The sequence below is a fragment of the Brevundimonas sp. UBA5936 genome (assembly GCA_002430835.1).
GTDB lineage: Bacteria > Pseudomonadota > Alphaproteobacteria > Caulobacterales > Caulobacteraceae > Brevundimonas.
Window position 1 is genome coordinate 486 of record DJDA01000026.1, and the last position, 19,655, is coordinate 20,140.

The following is a 19,655-nucleotide window of genomic DNA, read 5'->3' on the forward strand; positions in this document are numbered from 1 at the left end:
CTGGGCGCGCTCCTGGGCGCGGATCATGGCCTTGAGGCGGACGACGCCGGAAGAGGACTGAGGCTTCACAGGCGCACCACCACATCGGCCAGTTCGGCCACGGCGTCGGAATGGGTCGCGATCAGGGTCGTGCGCCCGCGCGCCGCCTCGCGGATGAGCGGCAGCAGGGCGGTCTCGGCCGCGGCGTCCAGATTGGCGGTCGGCTCGTCCAACAGAAGCAGGGGCGAGGGCTTGAGGAAGGCGCGGGCCAGGCCCAGACGCCGCCGCTCGCCGCCCGACAGGCCGCCGCCGCGCTCGTCGATCAGGCGATCCAGCGCGCCGTCGAGGCCCGCCTTGCGCGCGGCCTGTTCGATCTCTTTGGGCGAAGCGCCGCGTCGGGCCAGGGCGATGTTTTCGGCCAGGGTTCCGCGGATCACGACTGGCGCCTGACCGGCCCAGGCGATCCAGGCGGTCAGGTCGGGATGGTCCGACAGGCGCGCGTCGCCGACCTCGACCTCGCCGCCTGACAGAGGCGCCAGACCCAGGAAGAGGTTCAGCAGGCTGGTCTTGCCCGCGCCGCTGAGGCCGGTCAGGGCCACGATGGAGCCGGGCGCGACCGTCAGATCGAAGCCGCTGAGGACCGGCGCGCCGTCATAGGCGATCGTCACGTCTTTGAAACGCACGGCGGGGGCAGAGGCGGGCAGGGGCGGGCGGGGGCGTGTCGCTTCTTCGGCTTGATCCAGGCGGCTGAGGCTGGGGGCGGCGGACTCGGCGGCCTGACGGTCGTGATAGGCGGCGGCGAGGCGGCGCATGGGCTGATAGACCTCGGGCGCCAGGGCCAGGACGAAGAAGGCCTGCGTCAGGCTCAGTTCGTCGGGCGCGGGGAAGGGCAGCAGCTTCAGCAGGTTGAAGCCGCAGTAGACGGCGACCAATGCGACGGCCAGCGCCGAGAAGAACTCCAGCACCGCCGAGGACAGGAAGGCGACCTTCAGCACCTTGCCCGTGCGGCGGGCCAGGTCGTCCGAGGCGCGGGCGATGACGCGGGTCTGCTGCGTCTCAGCCTGGAAGGACAGGATGGCGGGCAGGGCGCGCACCCGGTCCAGGAACAGGCCCGACAGCCTCTCCAGCGCCAGAAACTGACGGCGGCTCTCGGCGCCCGCCGCCATGCCGGTCAGGGCCATGCCCAGCACGAAGGGCAGAAGGGTGAAGATCAGGATGCCGGCGGTGAAGGGGCTGACGACGCCCGCCGCAGTGATCAGGATGAGGGGCGAGACGGCCGCCGCCGTGCGGGCGGGAGTGAAGCGGGCGACGTGGCCGTCCAGCGCCTCTACGCCCTCGGCGGCGGCGGTCATGGCGGCGGCGTCGGACATGCGGCCGCCGAGCGCCCCTGTCAGCACACGGCGACGCAGGCCGTTCTTGGCGGCGCGCGCGGCGCGGGTGTTGACGAGGACCGCGCCCTGATTGAGCGCGGCGCGTGCGATCAGGGCGACGACCGCCAGAATCAGGCCGGGAACGGCTTCGGCCAGACCCCGCGGCAGGGCGCCGACGGCCAGGGCCAGTCCGGCGGCGAAGCCGATGGCGGGGAGGGTGTCGGCGATCACCAGGGCGCCGCCCAGGCTCATCAGGCGACGCCAGGGGGACAGGGCGGATTTCAGCCAGGCCGCAGGCGCAGCCGTCTCTGCGATTCTCGGAGGATTCGCCTGTTGAGGGTCGACCGGCTGGGCCGTCATCACGTCTCCTGGTGCGCCATTCTGGGAAAGCGGGGCCTGATCCGGCCTCATCCACCGTAACAAGCGACGATAGAGGATGGGGCAAAAAGCCTATGAGGCGAAAGGTCTTTGGGCGAAACGCCCTCTAGTTCAAGTCGCTGTCGCCAGCTTTGATCAGGATCAAGGCGCGCCAAACCGGGCCGCTTTAGGTTAGAGTAGAACGCCGGTCGATGGGGGCTGGCGGTCAGGAGCCTGGAACGATGATCGACCTGGCGGTCGTAGACCTTTCACGCCTTCAGTTCGCACTGACGGCGCTATACCACTTTCTATTCGTGCCCCTCACATTGGGCCTCTCCTTCATGCTGGTCATCATGGAGAGCATCTATGTGATGACCCGTCGGCCGATCTGGCGGACGATCACCCGTTTCTGGGGCGCGATCTTCGGCATCAACTTCGTGCTGGGCGTCGCCACCGGCCTGACGATGGAATTCCAGTTCGGCATGAACTGGAGCTATTATTCCCACTACGTCGGGGACATCTTCGGGGCGCCGCTGGCCATTGAGGGCCTGATGGCCTTCTTNNGGCTGGATGCAGAACCCGGTCGGCGCCGCCTTCAACCCCGACACCATGCGTATGGAAGTCACCGACTTCATGGCGGTGATCTTCAACCCGGTGGCCCAGGCCAAGTTCGTGCACACCGTGTCGGCCGGCTACGTCTGCGCCGCCGTGGTCGTGCTGGGCATCTCGGCCTTCTATCTGCTGAAGGGCAAGCACAAGGGCTTCGCCAAGCGGTCGATGACGGTCGCCGCCGCCTTCGGCCTGCTGTCGTCGCTGTCGGTGGTCGTTCTGGGCGATGAGTCGGGCTACGCCCTGACCGACAACCAGAAGATGAAGCTGGCCGCCCTGGAAGCCATGTGGCGCACCGAAGAGGCCCCGGCCGGTCTGACCCTGTTCGGCCTGCCCAGCCTCGAGGACCGCCACACCCACTTCGAGGTCAAGGTGCCCTATGTTCTGGGCCTGATCTCGACGCGCAGCATCGACAAGCCCGTCGAAGGCATCTTGGAGCTGGTCGCCGTCGCCGAGGACCGCATCGAACGCGGCGTCGTCGCCTATGACGCCCTGGAGAAGGTCAAGGCCGACCCGACCGACATGGCCGCCCGCGGTCAGTTCGAGACGGTCCGCAACGATCTGGGCTACGGCCTGCTGCTGAAGCGTTACGTCGAGGATCCGCGCACGGCCACGCCGCAGCAGATCCAGCAGGCCGCCTGGTCGACCGTGCCGAACGTGCCGCTGATGTTCTGGGTCTTCCGCTTCATGGCGGGCATCGGCTTCCTGATGATCGGCCTGTTCGGTACGGCCTTCATCCTGTGCACCCTGCGCAAGCATGAGACGAAGTGGTTCCTGCGCCTGGCCGTCCTGGCCATCCCGCTGCCGTGGATCGCCATCGAGTCCGGCTGGCTGCTGGCCGAAGTGGGGCGTCAGCCCTGGGCCGTGGAAGGCGTTCTGCCGACCTTCCTGGGCGCGTCCAGCCTGACCGTGACGCAGCTGTGGACCACGATCATCTGCTTCACCCTGCTGTACGGCGTGCTCGCCGTCGTCGAGGTCGGTCTGATCCTGCGCGCGGTCAAGAAGGGGCCGTTCGCCGAACAGGAAGCCCGCGAAGCCGACGCCATCACGGAAGGCGAGCCCGCGGTCGTCTGACCCGGTCGTTGAAGGAAAAAAGAGAGATGGAACTCCCCCTCGACTACACCACCCTCCGCCTGATCTGGTGGGGACTGCTGGGCGTGCTGCTGATCGGCTTCGCCCTGACCGACGGGTTCGACATGGGCGTCGGCGCCCTGCTGCCCTTCGTCGCCAAGACCGACCAGGAACGCCGCATGGTGATCAACACCATCGGCGCGACCTGGGAAGGCAACCAGGTCTGGTTCATTGTCGGCGGGGCGGCGATCTTCGCCGCCTGGCCCCAGGTCTACGCCGTCAGCTTCTCGGGCTTCTACCTGGCGATGTTCCTGGTGCTGTCCGCGCTGATATTGCGGCCGGTGTCGTTCAAATACCGCTCCAAGCGGCCCGAGGCGCGCTGGCGCTCCATGTGGGACTGGGGCCTGTTCATCGGCAGCTTCGTTCCGGCCCTGGTGTTCGGCGTGGCGGTCGGCAACGTCCTGCTGGGCGCGCCCTTCCGCCTGGATAGCGACCTGCGCAGCTTCTACGAAGGCAGCCTGCTGGGCCTGTTCACCCCCTTCACTCTGATCTGCGGCTTGCTGTCGGTCTCCATGCTGGTTCTGCACGGCGCGGCCTGGCTGTCGGTCAAGGGCGAAGAAGGCGTGGTGCTGAAGCGCGCGCGCGCCATCGGCACCGTCGCCGGCGCGGCCAGCCTGGTGCTGTTCGCCATCGGCGGCGCCATGGCAGCCTTCGGCGACATGGGCTTCCGCATCACCGGCGTGGTGGACACGGCCGGCGTCTCCAACCCGCTGCGTACGGCGGTCGAGGCTGCGCCCGGCGCCTGGATGGACAACTACGGCCGCTATCCGTGGATGATCATCGCTCCGGTTCTGGGTTTCGTCGGCGCTGCGATCGGTCTGCTGGGGATGTGGCGCAAGTCGGCGGTGATGGCCTTCGGCGGTTCGTCGGCCTCGGCGGTCGGGATCATCTCGACGGTCGGCCTGTCGATGTTCCCCTTCATCCTGCCCAGCTCGATCAACGCCCAGTCCAGCCTGACAGTGTGGAACGCCTCGTCCAGCCATACGACCCTGTTCATCATGCTGATCGTGGTGGCGGTCTTCCTGCCCTTCGTCCTGCTCTACACCGCCTGGGTCTATAAGGTGCTGTGGGGCCGTTCGACCGAGGCTGAGCTGAAGACCAACCCCGACCTCTATTGATCCCGCGAAAGGAGATCATCTCATGTGGTATTTCGCCTGGATCCTGGGCCTCGGCCTGGCGGTGGCCTTCGGCGTCCTGAACGGCCTGTGGCACGAGTTCCGCCTGTTCGATGAAGGCGACGAGGGTCACTCGGAATCCTGATCCCCGTCATCTGACGAACTGACTGAATGATCCCCTTCGGCGCTGGCCGGAGGGGATTTTTCATGACCCCTACAACCGCTCATCCCGGCGCACGCCGGGATCCAGTGCTTTGGCTTTAAGGCGCGTCTCTGAACGGCCAAGTTTCTGGCCTGCATCCTCACTGGATCCCGGCGTCCGCCGGGACGAGCGAGAAGAAGAGAATATTTTTCTAAATATCCGTGGCTTGCGCTGGATCAAGGCGGCGTGAGGCGAGCAGGCGCAGGGTTATGCAGACATCGAAGCCGGGCCCTCTCCCGACCCGGCGAATGTCGGGGATTGAACAGATGAAAACCGCTGTCGCATTGATCGCTTCCGTCAGCCTGCTGGCCGTCGCGGGCGCCGCCTCGGCCCAGAACGCCGCGCCTGAACAGGTAGGCAAGGGCTCGCTGATCGTCACCGCCCGCATGACCGGCGTCCTGCCGCAGGCCGACGACGCCATCGCCACCGCCGCCGGGGCCGACAGCGGCCTGAAGGTCGATGTGGGCGACGACTGGATGCCGACGCTGGGCTTCACCTGGTTCGTCGCCGACCACTGGGCCGTCGAGGCCATCCTGGGCGCCACCCAGCACGAGGTGCGCGCCAAGGGCGGGGCGACCGATGTGGCCGTGCATGAGACCTGGGTGCTGCCGCCGGTGGTGACGCTGCAATACCGCCCGACGCCGAACGCGACGGTCAGCCCCTATGTCGGTGCGGGCGTCAGCTACATGGCCTTCTTCAGCGGCAAGGATAAGAACGGCTTCGAGGTCGATCTGGATAACGGCTTCGGCGTGGCGCTGCAGGCTGGCGCCGACTGGAACATTTCCGGCCCGTGGACGCTGAACCTGGACGCCAAGAAGGTGTGGTTCGACACGGACGCCAGGATCAACGGCGGCGCGCTGAAGAGCAGCGTCAGCCTGGATCCCTGGGTCGTGTCGGTGGGTGTCGGCCGCAAGTTCTGAAGCCGATGCGGGGAGGGACGCGGAACGTCAGGCCGCGTCCCCCTATCCCTCTAGCCCAAGATCAGGCGGCGCCTTCGCCCAGGGCCTTCAGTGCGGCCGGATCGGGCAGGGCGACGTCATTGCCCGGCAGAAGCTGGATCAGGCCCGAGGTCTTGAACTGGGTGAAGACCCGGCTGACCGTCTCGATCGTCAGGCCCAGGTAGTCGGCGATGTCCAGCCGCGTCATCGGCAGGTGGACATGGCCCACGGCGCCGCCCAGCTGCACCTGACGCTCGGACAGGCGGGTCAGGAAGCTGGCCAGCCGCTCGCGCGCGGTCTTGCGGCCCAGCAGGACGATCTGCTCCTGCGCCGCCATCAGTTCGTCCCCGGCCAGGGCCACCAGACGGTGCTCCAGCGCAGGCAGGGCGTTTAGCAGTTGATCGAAGTCGCCGCGCCGGAAGCGGCAGGCGTTCAGCGGCGTCAAGGCTTCGGCCGTGAAGCTGGACGGCCCGCGTCCGCCCAGGCCCAGGAAGTCGCCCTGGAACAGGAAGCCGGTGATCTGGCGTCGTCCGTCGGGCAGCAGGCGATACAGCTTCACCGCCCCGTCCACGACGTTGAAGACATAGGGGTTCGGGTCGCCCTCGTGGAACAGGGCCTGGCCGGGCTGGGCGGTGACGTTCTCGCTGGCGCAGGCCATGCTCTGCAGCTCATGACCCTTCAGGTCCGCGCAGACGCCCAGCGGGCGGGCGCCGCAGGTGGAGCAGGGATGGACGTCCTCCAGACGCACCTCTTCGATTTCGGCCTGGGCCGCAGCGGTGTTCACGAACGTCGTCTCCCGAATAGCGCGGCAGTCTAGGCGATAAGGGGCTGATTCCGAATAGGTCAGCCTGTCCTAGCCGTCAGTTCGGCGGCGCAGTCCGGCGCGATGGCTTCCTCAGTGTAGCGCAGCCGCGCGCCCAACTGGCAGGCCAGGGCGGTCAGTTCGACGGCCAGGCTTTGCCGCACCAGGGGCCGCACGCCCATTTCACGCACCACGAAGGGACCGGCCCACAGGGTCTCGCCGTACTCCAGATCGGGCTGCCGCCACCAACTAACGAAGCCCAGCACTCCGCCGCGTTGGTTGCGGGCGCTGAGGATGCCCCGGCTTTCCGGGGCGGCGCGCCAGGCGGTCAGGAAGGCGTCCCACTGGGCCGGCTCCAGATTGGGCCGCCACAGCCGCGCCAGGGCGAAGGCGGCGGGCGCCTCGGCTTCGCTGAGGGGGGCCACCTCCAGGCGAGGCGCATCGGACGCGAAGCGGGACTCTGTCATGGGGGCATTGGAACCGAAGCGGCGTCCAGCCGCCTTGATCTGCGTCAAGGCTGCGTCGAAGCTACCCAGCCAAACTGCCTCGTCATCTTCCGGAGAAACGCCATGAGCTCGACCTCGCGCATCACCCCGATCCACGGCGGCGCGGTGGCCGCCATCCTCAAGCTGCTGGACAGCCAGAAGCTGATGACCCTGGCCGTGAACCGGGCCGACGGACGGCCGCAGGCGGCGACGCTGGGCTATCTGAACGACGGGCTGAACCTCTATTTCGTCACCGCCCGCGATAGCGAGAAGCTGAAGAACCTGACCGCCGACCCGCGTGTCGGCGTGGCGGTGCGCGGCGTGGGCGAGGAAGGGGAGGCGGTCGGCGTCTCCATCGACGGCCGCGCCGAGGAGGTCACGGACGGCGACGAGGTGAAGCGGCTGAACGATCTGATCATCGCCCGCTCGCCCGACATCAGTCCTTGGGCGCCCGGCGGCGACGCCGTGGCGGTGGTCAAGGTGATTCCCGAAGAGATCGAGGCGGTGGCGGTGGTGGACGGCCGCAGCCGGGCCCAGACCTTCTCGATCGGCGATTCCGACGCCCTGGTGAAAGGGCTGAGCTATGAGCCCAGCGCCGTGGCGCGTCTGTTCTGAGGAAAATCCGCGACTTCGCGCGTCTGCGGCGCAGATGGCCCTTGAAATGACGGTGGGGCTCGGGCATACGCCCCCCTCTGGCGAGGGTCGCGCCGCTGGGTGGATATCCACGGCGCGCTGATCTTTGTCCGGGACACTAGGAGTGTAGCTCAGCTGGTAGAGCATCGGTCTCCAAAACCGAGGGCCGGGGGTTCGAGTCCCTCCACTCCTGCCATTCCCCCTGTTGTGATCGCCTGGGACTTCCCATGTGGAGCAGCAGGATCCAGAGGTTGAAGAGACGTCAAATGGCCAAGGCGAAGACCCCGGGCGGCCGCCGCACCACGGGGACCAAGACCGCAGCAGCCGCGCAAGGCGCAGCGACCGTGGCCGTCGACGCGCCCGCGCCGAAGAAGAAGACGTCCATCCCGCAGTTCATCAGCGAAGTTCGCGCTGAAGCCCGCAAGATCGTGTGGCCCAGCCGCAAGGAGACCTGGATCACCTCGGTGATGGTCTTCATCATGGTGCTGATCGCGGCCGCCTTCTTCTGGATCGTCGACACGGGTCTCGGCTTCGCGTCCCGCATCATCCTCAGCCTTGGCCAATAAAGGAGACGCGCACATGACCGATGCAGCGCCCAAGCCGGCGGCCAACCCCCGCCACAAGTGGTACATCGTCCACGCCTATTCGAACTTCGAGAAGAAGGTCGCCGAGCAACTGCGCGACCAGGCCAAGCAACAGGGCCTGGAAGACGCCTTCTCTGAAATCCTGGTTCCGACTGAGGACGTCATCGAGATCCGCCGCGGCAAGAAGGTCAACGCCGAGCGCAAATTCTTCCCCGGCTATGTGCTGGTGAAGATGGAGATGACCGACGAGGCCTATCACCTGGTCAAGAACACGCCGAAGGTCACGGGCTTCCTGGGCGCCGCGGGCGGCACCAAGCCCCTGCCGGTCTCGGAGCGTGAAGTTCAGAACATCATCGGCCAGGTGGAAGAGGGCGTCGAGCGTCCGAAGCCCACCATCCGCTTCGACATCGGCGAAAACGTCAAGGTCATCGACGGCCCGTTCGCCAGCTTCGACGGTCAGGTCGAAAGCGTCGACGAAGAGAACGCCCGCCTGCGCGTGGCCGTCTCGATCTTCGGCCGCCCGACCCCGGTCGAGCTGGAGTACAATCAGGTGGAGAAGGTCAGCGCCTGATCGGCTGCTGACGCCACGCAGAGATCGGGACTGTCTTCGGGCGGTCCCGTTTGCGTTTTCAGGGTCTGCCTGCTAAACGCGCGCCTTCGCTGGACGGCCTTCGAGTCGCCCGGCGTCAAATCCGTGGAAGGCAGCCATGCCGCACCACGGCTCACCGGCCGGGCGCATCGTCGCCGGGTCATTCATAGGAGAGACCAATGGCCAAGAAGATTCTCGGCTATATCAAGCTGCAAGTGCCGGCCGGTTCGGCCACGCCTTCGCCCCCGATCGGCCCGGCTCTGGGTCAACGCGGCGTGAACATCATGGGCTTCTGCAAGGAGTTCAACGCGCGGACCGAGAAGGAAGCCAAGGGCACCCCGCTTCCGACCGTCATCACCGTCTATCAGGACAAGTCGTTCACCTTCATCACCAAGACGCCGCCGGCGACCTGGTATCTGAAGCAAGCCGCTGGCATCAAGTCGGGCGCCAAGCTCGTCGGCCGCGAGTTCGCCGGCAAGATCACGCAGACGCAACTGCGCGAAATCGCCGAGAAGAAGATGAAGGACCTGAACGCGAACGACCTGGACGCCGCGTCGCGCATCATCGAGGGCTCGGCCCGCGCCATCGGCATTCAAGTGGTGGAGGGCTAAGACATGGCTAAGCTGACCAAAGCCCATAAGGCCCGCACGGGCGTCACCGAAGACCTGCTGGCCTTCAACGAAGCCATCAAGCTGGTCAAGGACAACGCCAAGGCCAAGTTCGACGAGTCGATCGAAATCGCCATCAACCTGGGCGTCGACCCGCGTCACGCCGACCAACAGGTCCGCGGCGTGGTGAACCTGCCTTCGGGCACCGGCCGTGACGTCCGCGTCGCCGTCTTCGCCAAGGACGCCAAGGCTGAAGAAGCCAAGGCGGCCGGCGCCGAGCACGTCGGCGCTGAAGACCTGTACGAGAAGATCGCCGGCGGTTTCATGGAGTTCGACCGCGTGATCGCGTCGCCGGACATGATGGCCCTGGTCGGCCGTCTGGGTAAGGTGCTGGGCCCGCGCGGCCTGATGCCGAACCCGAAGGTCGGCACCGTGACCCCGAACGTCGCTCAGGCCGTCAAGGACGCCAAGGGCGGCGCCGTTGAGTTCCGCGTCGAAAAGGCGGGCATCGTCCACGCCGGCATCGGCAAGGCCTCCTTCACGCAGGACGCCCTGGAAGCCAACGTCAAGGCCATCGTGGACGCCCTCGTCCGCGCCAAGCCGTCGGGCGCCAAGGGCACCTATGTGAAGCGCATCGCCCTGTCCTCGACGATGGGCCCGGGCTTCAAGATCGACCCGGCTTCGCTGGGCGCCTGATCCGGCTGCACGGCTAAGAATGACGACGGCCCCGGAAGAGCGATCTTCCGGGGCCGTTTTCTTTGGATTTTCCACCCGCTCATCCCGGCGGACGCCGGGATCCAGTGCTTTGGCTTCAGGGCGTGCGGCCGATGGTCAGACCTCAGCTTGGCGCTCGGACTGGATCCCGGCGTCCGCCGGGATGAGCGGAAGGGGAGGCGCGCGCGTCACGGCGGACATGTGGGCGTCAGTCGGCCTTGTCGCCGCTGAACATGGTGTTGCCGTTGGCGGTTGTGGCGGGAACTGTCTGGATCACGTCGAAATGCTCGACGATCTTGCCGTTCTCGACGCGAAAGATGTCGACGATGGCGCGGCCGGGGTCGTCGGGTGTCTCCTGCGAATGAACATGCAGGGCGACCAGGTCGCCATCCACGATGACGCGGTGGATCGTGGCGCGTGACTGGGGGTTGTCGCGGAAGAAGCCTTCAAAATAGCCGTAGAAGGCGGCGGCCCCGTTCGGCACCGCCGGATTGTGCTGGATGTAGCGGTCGCCGATGTAGAGGCGGGCCGCTTCGGTCGGTTGATGCTGGTTGAAGGCCAGGTCGTAGAAGGTGGTGACGATCCGGGCGTTCTCGGCCTCAGTGGACGTGCGTGAAGCCGACGATGTCGGCGACGAGGAAGGCGCCTGAGCGGTCGCGGAAACAGACGCCGCGCTCAGGGCCAGGGCCGCCAGAGCGGCGAACAGGAACGGTTTCATGCGGGCGTCTTTCAGTAGCCGACGGTGAAGCGGGCGCGGGGGTGCTTCGGCGTCTCGATCTCGTCGGCCATGGCGATGGCGTAGTCGGGGAAGGAGATGCGGCTGTTCCCCTGGACGTCCGTCAGCAGGGCGTCGCCGCCCAGACGGAAGACGCCGGTGCGTTCCGACCCGTCGAACAGGGCCGAAGGCGACAGAAAGGTCCAGTTCAACTCAGGATCGGCGCGCAGGGCGTCCAGGAACCGGCCGCCGGCCAGGGCTTCGGCCTTATAGGCTTCGGGGAAGGCGGGCGTGTCGACCAGGCGTTGGCCTGGCGCGGTCTCCAGGCTGCCGGCGCCGCCGACCACCAGATAACGCGGAACGCCTGCATCCTTGGTCGCCTGGATCAGCAGAGCCGGATCGCTGTCCACGAACATGATGGCGCTGACCACGGCGTCGGCGCCGGCCAGGGCCGGGGCGAGAGAGGCGGGCTGGTTCACGTCGCCTGCGACAGCAGTCACGCCGGGAGCGGCGGGCACGCGGTCCGGCTGGCGGGCCACGCCCGTCACCTGATGCCCGCGCCGGGCCAGTTCCTTGACGATCTCTGATCCGACACGGCCGCTGGCGCCCAGGACGGTTATGTTCATGGGATGGTTCCTGTTAGTTACCGATGGGTACCAGGTGTGCTAGGGGGAGTTCTTATGCAAGAAGGCACCTTTCTCTCACCAGGTTCCCCAGCGGTGACCGCTTCCGGCGATGGCGAGCGTGGGAACGTCTACGCCGCCGACTGCCCGACCCGGCTGCTGCTGGATCGGATCGCTGACAAGTGGACGGTGCTTCTACTGACCACCCTCGCGGACGGGCCGATGCGTTTCAATGCGCTCAAGCGCCGGATCGAGGGCGTGTCGCAGAAGATGTTGAGCCAGACCCTGCGCCAGATCGAACGCGACGGCCTGGTCACACGAACGGTCGAGGCCGCTGTGCCGGTGTCCGTCACCTATGCGATCACGCCCCTCGGGCTGGAACTGGTTCGGTCGTTGCGGCCGATGATCGACTGGGCCGAGACGCGCATGGGCGAGGTGGCGGCGGCGCAATCAGCTTATGATCAGTTGCGAGAGGGCGCTTGATCAATAGTGAACTCCCGCTGCGCCTTCATCATCTCGGTGATCAGCCGTTTCTCGCCGTCGTCGAGGTAGGGGTTCCAGACGTCGAAGATCAGGATGACGCGCATGGCGTCAGCCTCATTCCACGCCTCGTGCTCGATGGTGTCGTCAAAGACCCAGGCGCGGCCCATCTCCCATTCGCGCACCGTATTGCCCACGCGGAAGCGCGCCGGTCCCGGCAGGATCAGCGGCAGGTGCGTCAGCAGGCGCACGTTCGACGAGCCGGTATGCGGTGGAATATGCGTCTTGGGCTGAAGCGCCGAGAACATGGCGGTGGGCGCGAAACCGTCCTGATCGGCCATGGGCAGGCTTTCCAGTAGGGCGGCGGTCTGGGGCGCGCGGGCGCAGACTTCGTCCTGGCGGAGGCCGTCCTTCCATAGGAAGAGGGAGCTCCATTTGCGCGAGTGGTTCAGTTCGCCCCACTGATTGACCGGCGCGCCCTTGGGATAGGCGATGTAGGGCGAGAACTCGTCGAAGGCGGTTTCGAGCAGGGTCGTCAGTTCGGCCTGGATGACGGGGGTCGCTTCTTCCAATTGCGCCAGCCAGGGAAACAGGGTGCGGTCATAGAAGGGGATGACCGGCAGGCGCGGATAGTTGAGCAGGAGCGGCTGCTGCTTGGGCGGTTGCTTCAGGCCGGCGTAGATCTCCAGGCCTTCTTCGAAACGGTCCCGGCTGGCTTCGCCCAGTTCGGCCTTCAGCGGCGAAATACGATCCTTCATGAATTCGGCCAGCGCCTTGGCGTGCCGGTCGATCAGGCCGGCGGCGTAGTCCATCTGGCTGACCACGCCAGGCGGACAGGAGGCGCGCGGCGGGGCGATCTTCAGGGCGTTGCGATAGACTTCGACCGCCGCCTTGGTCTGGTTGATCTTCTCCAGCATGGCGCCCTTGGCCAACAGCGCCATGAAGTCGTAGGGCCGCATGTCGAGCGCGTCGTCCAGGACGCGCAGGGAGGCGTGGTAATCGCCCAGAAGGCGCAGGGCGACGGCGCGGTTCAAGGTGGCGTTGTGCGTCTTGCCGAACTGATCTGCCTGATCCAGCAACCGCAAGGCGGCGCGAGGGTCGCGACGAGCGAGGGCCTGGCCGGCTTCGACAAGCAGGCGCTCCTGCTCTGCAGGGTAGGTCATGGCGATTTTGGCCGCTATTTGAACACAAAGATGACATTTTCTTCATGCGCCTCGGCTGGAGCGGCGTCAATGGCTGGGGGAGAAATCCGAGAATCCGTATGCGGATGACTTGACGAAGAGGCCGGAAGCCGGGACTTGGGGCGCCGGCTCGGTCTCGGTATGCGCGAGGCGGCCTTGCGGAGACGACCCATGCTCAACTGGTTCCAGGCGCTGCTGCCGAAGGAAGACAACTTCTTCCGACTGTTCGACGCCCATGCGCAGACGCTGGCTCACGGCGCGGGCGCCCTGCGTCAGATGATGAACGGCGGACCCGCAACCGGGGAATGGTGCGCCAAGGTGGTCGCCCACGAGGAAGAGGCCGACGAGATCGCGCGCGAGGTGCTGTTCGCCGTGCGCCGCAGCTTCATCACCCCGTTTGATCGTTCGGACATTCGCGGCCTGACCAACTCGCTGGACGACACCATCGACCAGATGCAGAAGGCGGCCAAGATCGTCACCCTGTACGAGATGCGCGACTTCTCGCCCAAGATGCAGGAGCTGGCCGACATCGCCGTCGAATGCGCGGCCCTGACGCAGGAGGCCTTCATCCTGCTGCCGGCCATGCGCAAGAACCATGAGCGGCTGGCGATCCTGACGGAACAGATCACCAATCTGGAGGCCCGCAGCGACGACCTCTATGACGCGGGCATGAAGGCGCTTTATGAGGCGCACCGTCACGACATGACGGGCGGCAACACCCTGGGCTTCATCATCGGCAGCCAGCTTCTGGATCACCTGGAGAAGGTGATCGACCGCTTCGAGGACGTGGCCAACCGCATCAACGGCGTTCTGGTCGAGCACCTGTAGGACGCCATGGATCACGCCCTCCTGATCCTGGTCTTCCTGATCGGCGTCGCCCTGCTGTTCGATTTCCTGAACGGCCTGCACGACGCGGCCAATTCGATCGCCACCATCGTCGCCACGCGCGTCCTGCCGCCGATCTATGCGGTGGGGTGGGCGGCCTTCTTCAACTTCATCGCCTTCCTGTTCTTCGGCCTGCATGTCGCCGACACCATCGGGCGGGGCATCATCTCGCCGGACGTGATCTCGGATCAGGTGATCTTCGGCGCCCTGATGGGGGCCATCAGCTGGAACGTCATCACCTGGCTGGGCGGGATTCCGTCGTCCAGCTCGCACGCCCTGATCGGCGGCCTGCTGGGAGCGGGCATCGCCAAGGCGGGGACCAGCGCCGTGGTCATCGCCGGGGTGCTGAAGACGGTGGGCGCCATCTTCATGTCGCCGGCCATCGGCTTCCTGCTGGCCCTGTTGCTGGTGCTGATCGTGTCCTGGCTGTTCGCCAAGGCCAATCCCAACTTCGCCGACCGGGTCTTCCGCGGTTTGCAGTTCGTGTCGGCCTCGGCCTATTCCCTGGGGCATGGGGGCAACGACGCCCAGAAGACGATGGGGATCATCGCCATCCTGCTCTATTCGCGCGGCATGCTGGGCGGCGAGTTCCACGTGCCGTTCTGGGTGGTCATCACCTGTCAGGCGGCCATCGCGCTGGGCACCCTGTTCGGCGGCTGGAAGATCGTCCACACCATGGGATCGCGGATCACGCGCCTGTCGCCCCAGCAGGGCTTCTGCGCCGAGACGGGCGGGGCCATCACCCTGTTCGCGGCGACCAGCATGGGCATTCCGGTGTCAACCACCCACACCATCACCGGCGCCATCGTCGGCGTGGGCGCGGCCAAGCGCGTCTCGGCCGTGCGCTGGAGCGTGGCGCGCAGCATCGTCACCGCCTGGTTCATCACCATGCCCGCCGCCGCCGCCATCGGCGCGCTGTTCTACGCCCTGGGCGGGCTGTTCCTGACCTGATGTCGAACAAGCCTCGCACCCTTTCGTCCGAGACGCGCCAGGTCGCGGCCCTGCCGTGGCGACACGGCGCGGACGGCGTGGAGATCATGATGATCACCTCGCGCGAGACTCGGCGCTGGGTCATCCCCAAGGGCAACCGCATGGCGGGCAAGACCGACGCCGAGGCCGCCGTGATCGAGGCCTATGAAGAGGCAGGCGTTCAGGGCGACGTCATGGGCGCGCCGATCGGCTGGTTCCGGTACGGCAAGCGGCTGAAGTCGGGGCGGGTCCAGGCCACCATCGCCAGCGTCTATCCGCTGGAGGTCTTTATCCAGCTGGGCGCCTGGCCCGAGGACGCCCAGCGCGAACGCCGCTGGATGTCGACCGAAGACGCCGCCGCCGTCGTGGACGAGGTCGAACTGGCTGAGCTGATCCGCGACTTCAAGCCGGGGCGAGGGGCGGAGTAGGGCGTTTCAGCCTCCGCTGCCTGACCGCGCCCTCCAGCCGTTGATTTTCCCGCCGGGCCGTGTATAGAGCTCGCATCTCGTCGGGGCCTCGGTTCTGACGATGCCTGTCCGAGAACTTCGGGATGCGGGGGTCGCCCGCGTCGTAAACGTCCAGAGAGCCCTCTGGCGCCGTGGGGAGATGGGGATGCAAAGACCTTTTGCCTGCCGGTATCCGGCGGGCGGGCCACGCTTCCTTCGGACAATACGACCGGCCTGAACGCTGTGCAGCGATGCATGGCGCAATGGCCAATCCGTCGCTGGGAATAAGCTCGGCGGCGAATACCAAAACTGGAGACCACAATGGACCGCGCACAAAAAGCCGAGTCGATCGAATCGCTGAAGAGCGTGTTCGCCGACGCGGGCGCCGTGGTCGTGACCCACAACCTGGGTCTGACCGTTGTGGAGATGGAAGACCTGCGTGGTCGTCTTCGTAAAGAAGGCGCCGCGTTCAAGGTGGTGAAGAACCGTCTGGCGCTCAAGGCGCTGGGCGTCGAGGAAGGCAGCGAGTACCACAGCCTGTTCAAGGGCCCCGTGGGCATCGCTTACGCAGCCGACCCCGTCACCGCCGCCAAGGTCACGGCCGAATTCGCCAAGGGCAACGACAAGTTCGTCATCCAGGGCGGTTTCATGGGCGACAAGGTTCTGGACGCCAAGGGCGTCGAGGCCCTGTCCAAGCTGCCGTCGCTGGACCAACTGCGCGGCAAGCTCATCGGCCTGCTGCAAGCCCCGGCGACCAAGGTTGCCGGCGTTCTGCAGGCGCCGGCCGGCCAGCTGGCGCGCGTCTTCAACGCGTACGCGACCAAAGACGCCGCCTAAGCCCCGTCATCTCTGCATATCTCTCTGAACCTCATCCTACCGAAGGAAGACTAACATGGCTGATCTCGCCAAAATCGTTGAAGAACTGTCGGCTCTGACCGTCCTGGAAGCCGCTGAACTGTCGAAGCTGCTGGAAGACAAGTGGGGCGTTTCGGCCGCCGCTCCGGTCGCCGTCGCCGCTGTCGCCGGCGCTGCTGAAGCCGCTCCGGCTGGCGAAGAGCAAACCGAGTTCACCGTTGTCCTGGTTGACGGCGGCGACAAGAAGATCAACGTCATCAAGGAAGTCCGCGGCGTCCGCACCGACCTGGGTCTGAAGGAAGCCAAGGACCTGGTCGAAGGCGCTCCGCAGCCGGTCGTCGAGAACGTCTCGAAGCAAGCTGCTGAAGAGCTGAAGAAGAAGCTGGAAGAAGCCGGCGCCAAGGTCGAAATCAAGTAAGATTTCGGAACTGGCCTCTGGATCTCCAGAGACAGCTTTCAAAGCGAAGCGGGTCGGAGGGAAACCTCCGGCCCGTTTTCTTTTGCGCCGAGCCGTGTCGGGCAAGCGCGGCAACAGGCGTGCGTGACGCGGGCGAGCTGGCGCGCTAATCTGCCCCGAAAGGCCATCAGAGCCGTGAGGAGCGTTCCCATGTCCGACTTCGAGCACGTTTTCGAGCAGCCGCCGGAAGGCGCCGCCGCCGACTGGACCATTCCTCAGAACTGGTCGGCCTATACCGAGGTCGAGCATCAGACCTGGAACACCCTGTACGAGCGGCAGATGAAGATCCTGCCGGGCCGCGCCAGCGAGGCCTTCCTGCGCGGGCTGGATGCGCTGGACCTGAACGCGGGCGGCATTCCCGACTTCGAGATCATCAACCCCAAGCTTCAGGCCCTGACCGGGTGGACCGTGGTCTGCGTGCCGGGGCTGGTGCCGGACGAGGTCTTCTTCGATCACCTGGCCAACCGCCGCTTCGTCTCGGGCCAGTTCATCCGCAAGCCGGATCAGCTGGATTACCTGCAGGAGCCGGACATCTTCCACGACGTGTTCGGCCATGTGCCGATGCTGACCGACCCCGACTTCGCCGCCTATATGGAGGCCTACGGCAAGGGCGGGCAGCGGGCGGCGTCGCTGGGGATGCTGCCGAATCTGGCGCGCCTGTACTGGTACACGGTCGAGTTCGGCCTGATGCAGGAAGCGGGCGAGCTTCGCATCTATGGCGCGGGCATCGTGTCGTCGGCGACCGAGAGCGTCTTCAGCCTGGAAGACCCCTCGCCGAACCGCCTGGGCTTCGACCTGGAGCGGGTGATGAAGACCCTGTACCGCATCGACGACTTCCAGCAGGTCTATTTCGTCATCGACAGCATCGAGGCGCTGAAGACGGTGACGTTGCAGGACTTCGGCCCCGTCTATGAGCGGCTGAAGGGCGCTGAGGCCTTGCCGATCGAAGCCGTCCTGCCGACGGACAAGGTGTTCACGCACGGCACCCAGGCTTACGCCGCCAAGGGCGGGCGCTTCGCGGCATAGGCGGCGCATCTTCTCCCTCCCCTTTATGGGGAGGGTGCGACCGGGTGGGGAGGGCTGTGTGATCCAAGAGCGGCGATCAGCTTGCTTCGACGCCCCCACCCGGCCTCGCCTGACGGCTCAGCCACCCTCCCCATGAAGGGGAGGGAGAAAAAACAGAGTCCAATTCGTCTGAATCGTCTGAATCTCTCCTGTGCGGCGGCGCGGGGGAGGGATCATCGCATGAGCGCGGGCGGGCGGCGTGAAAGCTCAGGTCTGCGAGCGCCGACGCCGGGAATTTCCTGCGTTTGGACGGTGAGGATGCGCTGACGCTCCCTTCTTTCCGTCACCCTCGGGCTTGTCCCGAGGGCCCAGGTTCCGTTCACGCTCCCGAGCACGGAGTCTAATCGCCGCGCCTAACAGCTAACCGTAGCGGGTGAGGCCCCGATGGGCCCTCGGGACAAGCCCGAGGGTGACGGAATGGGGGCCCTCAGACCCTGAACCGATCCCACGGGCCAGTGACGGCCAGGGTCATGCCGGGGGAATACAGGTTCACGAACATGGTCCGGCCGTTCGGGGCCCAGCAGACGCCGGCGAACTCGGTGTTCGACTCATCGGCGTCGTGGCGCATGGCGTTACGGGCGATGGCGTAGACGCGGCCGTCGGGGGTGACGCCCTTCACATGCTGGGTGCCGACCTGCTTGTCCTCGCAGCCGATGACGTGGCCGTTGGGGGCGATGGCGATGTTGTCGACATAGTCCAGCACGGCGCGGTCGCCCGCCTCGACGAACAGCTCCAGCATGCCCGGCTGGCTCGCCTCGTCCGACTGGCCCTCGCGCGGGCTAGGGACGTAGCGCATGATCTGGCCGTGACGGCCGACGCCGCCCGAGGTGCAGGTGAAGTAGAGGTGGTCGCCCGCCCAGTGGACGCCTTCGCCGCGCGCGAACAGGGCCGCGCCCGAGGCGTGGCCGCGCAGGGACAGGTCGCCATCGGGGCTTTCGACGTGATCCAGATCGACCCAGCGCACGGCCAGGCGCTGGCCCTGGCGCCACAGGACGTCGTTCCAGTTGCGGGTGTCGCCGCGCGCCTGATCGACCAGGGCCAGGGCCTGAAGGCGGCCGCCCGCCTGCAGACGGCGCGGGTCGGTCGGCAGGTAGCGGTAGAAGAGGCTCTCGGCCGTGTCCTCGGTCATGTAGACGACGCCGGTGCGCGGATCGATGCAGGCGGCCTCGTGCTTGAAACGGCCCATGGCGCGGATCGGGGTCGGATCGACCAGGCCGGTGGCGCGCGACGGCACCTCGAACACCCAGCCGTGGTCCTGGGGCAGGCCGTCCTTCGTTCCGGCGACGATCTCCTCGCAGCTGAGCCACGAACCCCAGGGGGTGACGCCCCCGGCGCAGTTGACCGCCGTGCCGCCCAGGCTGAGGTGCTGGCGCTCCGTGCGGCCGGTCCTGAGGTTGTAGACGACGGTGGTCGTGCCGCCGCCCAGCGGAGCGACCGCGCCGTCCTTGTCAGGATAGACGCCATAGACGCGGGCGCGGTCGAGGTCGCCGACCAGCCGGTGATTGGCACCCCAGGCGCTGGCGTTGAACTCCAGCGGATTGACCTCGTGGTTGCGGACCAGGGTCACCCGGTCCTCGTCCAGCCCGAAGCAGCCCATGCCGTCGAACTTGTCGGGGGTCAGCAGGCCGTCGGCCATGGTCTCGCCCGCCTGGGACGCCACGCGGTAGGAGAAGCCCTCGGGCAGGTCCAGCAGGCCGTAGGGGTCGGCCTTCATCGGGCCGTAGCCGAACACCTCGTTGCGCGAGGGGCCGTCGACGAAGCCGCCGGGCTCGGCGGCCATGGCTTGGGCGCGCTTGGCGTAGCCCGACAGGGCGAGGGCGGCGGCGGAGGCCATGAAGGCGCGGCGTGAAGCGATCATGCGCC

Annotated in this window: 22 protein-coding genes, 1 tRNA gene and 1 pseudogene; 17 read left to right on the forward strand and 7 right to left on the reverse strand. The window is 66.6% G+C overall.

Features of this window, described 5'->3' with window-relative positions; genetic code table 11:
* Nucleotides 1-65: 65 nt before the first annotated feature.
* On the reverse strand, nt 66-1,709 hold the full coding sequence (cydD, locus tag B2Y21_RS02245; protein WP_292056534.1) for a thiol reductant ABC exporter subunit CydD: 1,644 nt from the start codon (nt 1,707-1,709) through the stop codon (nt 66-68).
* Between the two features lie 242 nt (nt 1,710-1,951).
* Here cydD and B2Y21_RS02250 point away from each other — a divergent pair.
* The 4 genes and pseudogenes from B2Y21_RS02250 (at nt 1,952) to B2Y21_RS02265 (ending at nt 5,683) form a co-directional block, all read left to right on the forward strand.
* A pseudogene (locus tag B2Y21_RS02250) lies at nt 1,952-3,389 on the forward strand (cytochrome ubiquinol oxidase subunit I).
* A gap of 26 nt (nt 3,390-3,415) precedes the next feature.
* Nucleotides 3,416-4,564 carry a cytochrome d ubiquinol oxidase subunit II gene (gene cydB, locus B2Y21_RS02255; RefSeq protein WP_292056535.1) on the forward strand — a complete coding sequence of 383 codons (1,149 nt, stop codon included), beginning with the start codon at nt 3,416-3,418 and terminating at the stop codon, nt 4,562-4,564.
* Between the two features lie 22 nt (nt 4,565-4,586).
* A complete protein-coding gene (gene cydX / locus B2Y21_RS02260; protein ID WP_087139265.1) occupies nt 4,587-4,706 on the forward strand; it encodes a cytochrome bd-I oxidase subunit CydX in 120 nt (39 codons plus the stop codon).
* 323 nt (nt 4,707-5,029) lie between these two features.
* Nucleotides 5,030-5,683 carry an OmpW/AlkL family protein gene (locus B2Y21_RS02265; RefSeq protein ID WP_292056536.1) on the forward strand — a complete coding sequence of 218 codons (654 nt, stop codon included), beginning with the start codon at nt 5,030-5,032 and terminating at the stop codon, nt 5,681-5,683.
* Nucleotides 5,684-5,744: 61 nt separating this feature from the next.
* Here B2Y21_RS02265 and B2Y21_RS02270 read toward each other — a convergent pair whose 3' ends face one another.
* Together B2Y21_RS02270 and B2Y21_RS02275 are read right to left on the reverse strand one after the other, a co-directional pair.
* Complete coding sequence (locus B2Y21_RS02270; RefSeq protein ID WP_292056537.1) at nt 5,745-6,485, reverse strand: Crp/Fnr family transcriptional regulator; 741 nt, start codon at nt 6,483-6,485, stop codon at nt 5,745-5,747.
* A 59-nt stretch (nt 6,486-6,544) separates the two neighbouring features.
* The gene (locus B2Y21_RS02275) at nt 6,545-6,970 is read right to left on the reverse strand and encodes a hypothetical protein (protein WP_200165665.1); all 426 of its coding nucleotides are present in this window, start codon (nt 6,968-6,970) and stop codon (nt 6,545-6,547) included.
* Between the two features lie 102 nt (nt 6,971-7,072).
* Between B2Y21_RS02275 and B2Y21_RS02280 the strand changes: the two genes are divergently transcribed.
* From B2Y21_RS02280 to rplA, 6 genes are all read left to right on the forward strand, one after another.
* Nucleotides 7,073-7,603: a pyridoxamine 5'-phosphate oxidase family protein gene (locus B2Y21_RS02280; RefSeq protein WP_087139262.1), complete on the forward strand. Its 531-nt coding sequence runs from the start codon at nt 7,073-7,075 to the stop codon at nt 7,601-7,603.
* Nucleotides 7,604-7,741: 138 nt separating this feature from the next.
* Nucleotides 7,742-7,817 (forward strand) — tRNA-Trp (locus B2Y21_RS02285).
* A gap of 70 nt (nt 7,818-7,887) precedes the next feature.
* A complete protein-coding gene (gene secE, locus B2Y21_RS02290) occupies nt 7,888-8,187 on the forward strand; it encodes a preprotein translocase subunit SecE (RefSeq protein WP_003165490.1) in 300 nt (99 codons plus the stop codon).
* A 13-nt stretch (nt 8,188-8,200) separates the two neighbouring features.
* The gene (gene nusG, locus B2Y21_RS02295; protein ID WP_003165489.1) at nt 8,201-8,776 is read left to right on the forward strand and encodes a transcription termination/antitermination protein NusG; all 576 of its coding nucleotides are present in this window, start codon (nt 8,201-8,203) and stop codon (nt 8,774-8,776) included.
* Nucleotides 8,777-8,973: 197 nt separating this feature from the next.
* Nucleotides 8,974-9,405, forward strand: a complete 432-nt coding sequence (gene rplK / locus B2Y21_RS02300; RefSeq protein ID WP_003165488.1) for a 50S ribosomal protein L11 — start codon at nt 8,974-8,976, stop codon at nt 9,403-9,405.
* A 3-nt stretch (nt 9,406-9,408) separates the two neighbouring features.
* Nucleotides 9,409-10,098 (forward strand): 50S ribosomal protein L1, encoded by a 690-nt coding sequence (rplA, locus tag B2Y21_RS02305; protein ID WP_292056538.1) that lies wholly within the window; start codon nt 9,409-9,411, stop codon nt 10,096-10,098.
* A 226-nt stretch (nt 10,099-10,324) separates the two neighbouring features.
* Here rplA and B2Y21_RS02310 read toward each other — a convergent pair whose 3' ends face one another.
* Both B2Y21_RS02310 and B2Y21_RS02315 read right to left on the reverse strand, forming a co-directional pair.
* Nucleotides 10,325-10,834 (reverse strand): nuclear transport factor 2 family protein, encoded by a 510-nt coding sequence (locus tag B2Y21_RS02310; protein WP_292056539.1) that lies wholly within the window; start codon nt 10,832-10,834, stop codon nt 10,325-10,327.
* A gap of 11 nt (nt 10,835-10,845) precedes the next feature.
* Nucleotides 10,846-11,457 (reverse strand): NAD(P)-dependent oxidoreductase, encoded by a 612-nt coding sequence (locus B2Y21_RS02315; RefSeq protein ID WP_292056540.1) that lies wholly within the window; start codon nt 11,455-11,457, stop codon nt 10,846-10,848.
* A gap of 93 nt (nt 11,458-11,550) precedes the next feature.
* Here B2Y21_RS02315 and B2Y21_RS02320 point away from each other — a divergent pair, with 93 nt between their 5' ends.
* Nucleotides 11,551-11,937, forward strand: coding sequence for a winged helix-turn-helix transcriptional regulator (locus B2Y21_RS02320; protein WP_292056541.1), 387 nt, complete (start codon nt 11,551-11,553; stop codon nt 11,935-11,937).
* Here the strand turns inward: B2Y21_RS02320 and B2Y21_RS02325 are convergent.
* A complete protein-coding gene (locus B2Y21_RS02325; RefSeq protein WP_292056542.1) occupies nt 11,916-13,097 on the reverse strand; it encodes an aspartyl/asparaginyl beta-hydroxylase domain-containing protein in 1,182 nt (393 codons plus the stop codon). The genes B2Y21_RS02320 and B2Y21_RS02325 overlap by 22 nt on opposite strands.
* A gap of 189 nt (nt 13,098-13,286) precedes the next feature.
* Between B2Y21_RS02325 and B2Y21_RS02330 the strand changes: the two genes are divergently transcribed.
* The 6 genes from B2Y21_RS02330 (at nt 13,287) to phhA (ending at nt 17,753) form a co-directional block, all read left to right on the forward strand.
* Nucleotides 13,287-13,943 (forward strand): DUF47 domain-containing protein, encoded by a 657-nt coding sequence (locus tag B2Y21_RS02330; RefSeq protein WP_292056544.1) that lies wholly within the window; start codon nt 13,287-13,289, stop codon nt 13,941-13,943.
* 6 nt (nt 13,944-13,949) lie between these two features.
* On the forward strand, nt 13,950-14,951 hold the full coding sequence (locus B2Y21_RS02335) for an inorganic phosphate transporter (RefSeq protein WP_087139256.1): 1,002 nt from the start codon (nt 13,950-13,952) through the stop codon (nt 14,949-14,951).
* Nucleotides 14,951-15,397, forward strand: a complete 447-nt coding sequence (locus tag B2Y21_RS02340; protein WP_292056545.1) for an NUDIX hydrolase — start codon at nt 14,951-14,953, stop codon at nt 15,395-15,397. The genes B2Y21_RS02335 and B2Y21_RS02340 overlap by 1 nt, the downstream gene beginning before the upstream one ends.
* Before the next feature lie 339 nt (nt 15,398-15,736).
* Nucleotides 15,737-16,252: a 50S ribosomal protein L10 gene (rplJ, locus tag B2Y21_RS02345; protein WP_003168522.1), complete on the forward strand. Its 516-nt coding sequence runs from the start codon at nt 15,737-15,739 to the stop codon at nt 16,250-16,252.
* Nucleotides 16,253-16,307: 55 nt separating this feature from the next.
* The gene (gene rplL, locus B2Y21_RS02350) at nt 16,308-16,688 is read left to right on the forward strand and encodes a 50S ribosomal protein L7/L12 (protein ID WP_125902220.1); all 381 of its coding nucleotides are present in this window, start codon (nt 16,308-16,310) and stop codon (nt 16,686-16,688) included.
* Between the two features lie 189 nt (nt 16,689-16,877).
* Entirely contained in the window at nt 16,878-17,753 is an 876-nt protein-coding gene (gene phhA, locus B2Y21_RS02355; protein ID WP_292056547.1) for a phenylalanine 4-monooxygenase, read from the forward strand.
* 466 nt (nt 17,754-18,219) lie between these two features.
* On the opposite strand, the gene B2Y21_RS02360 is transcribed toward phhA, so the two are convergent.
* Nucleotides 18,220-19,650 (reverse strand): alkaline phosphatase PhoX, encoded by a 1,431-nt coding sequence (locus B2Y21_RS02360; RefSeq protein WP_292056549.1) that lies wholly within the window; start codon nt 19,648-19,650, stop codon nt 18,220-18,222.
* Between the last annotated feature and the right edge of the window lie 5 nt (nt 19,651-19,655).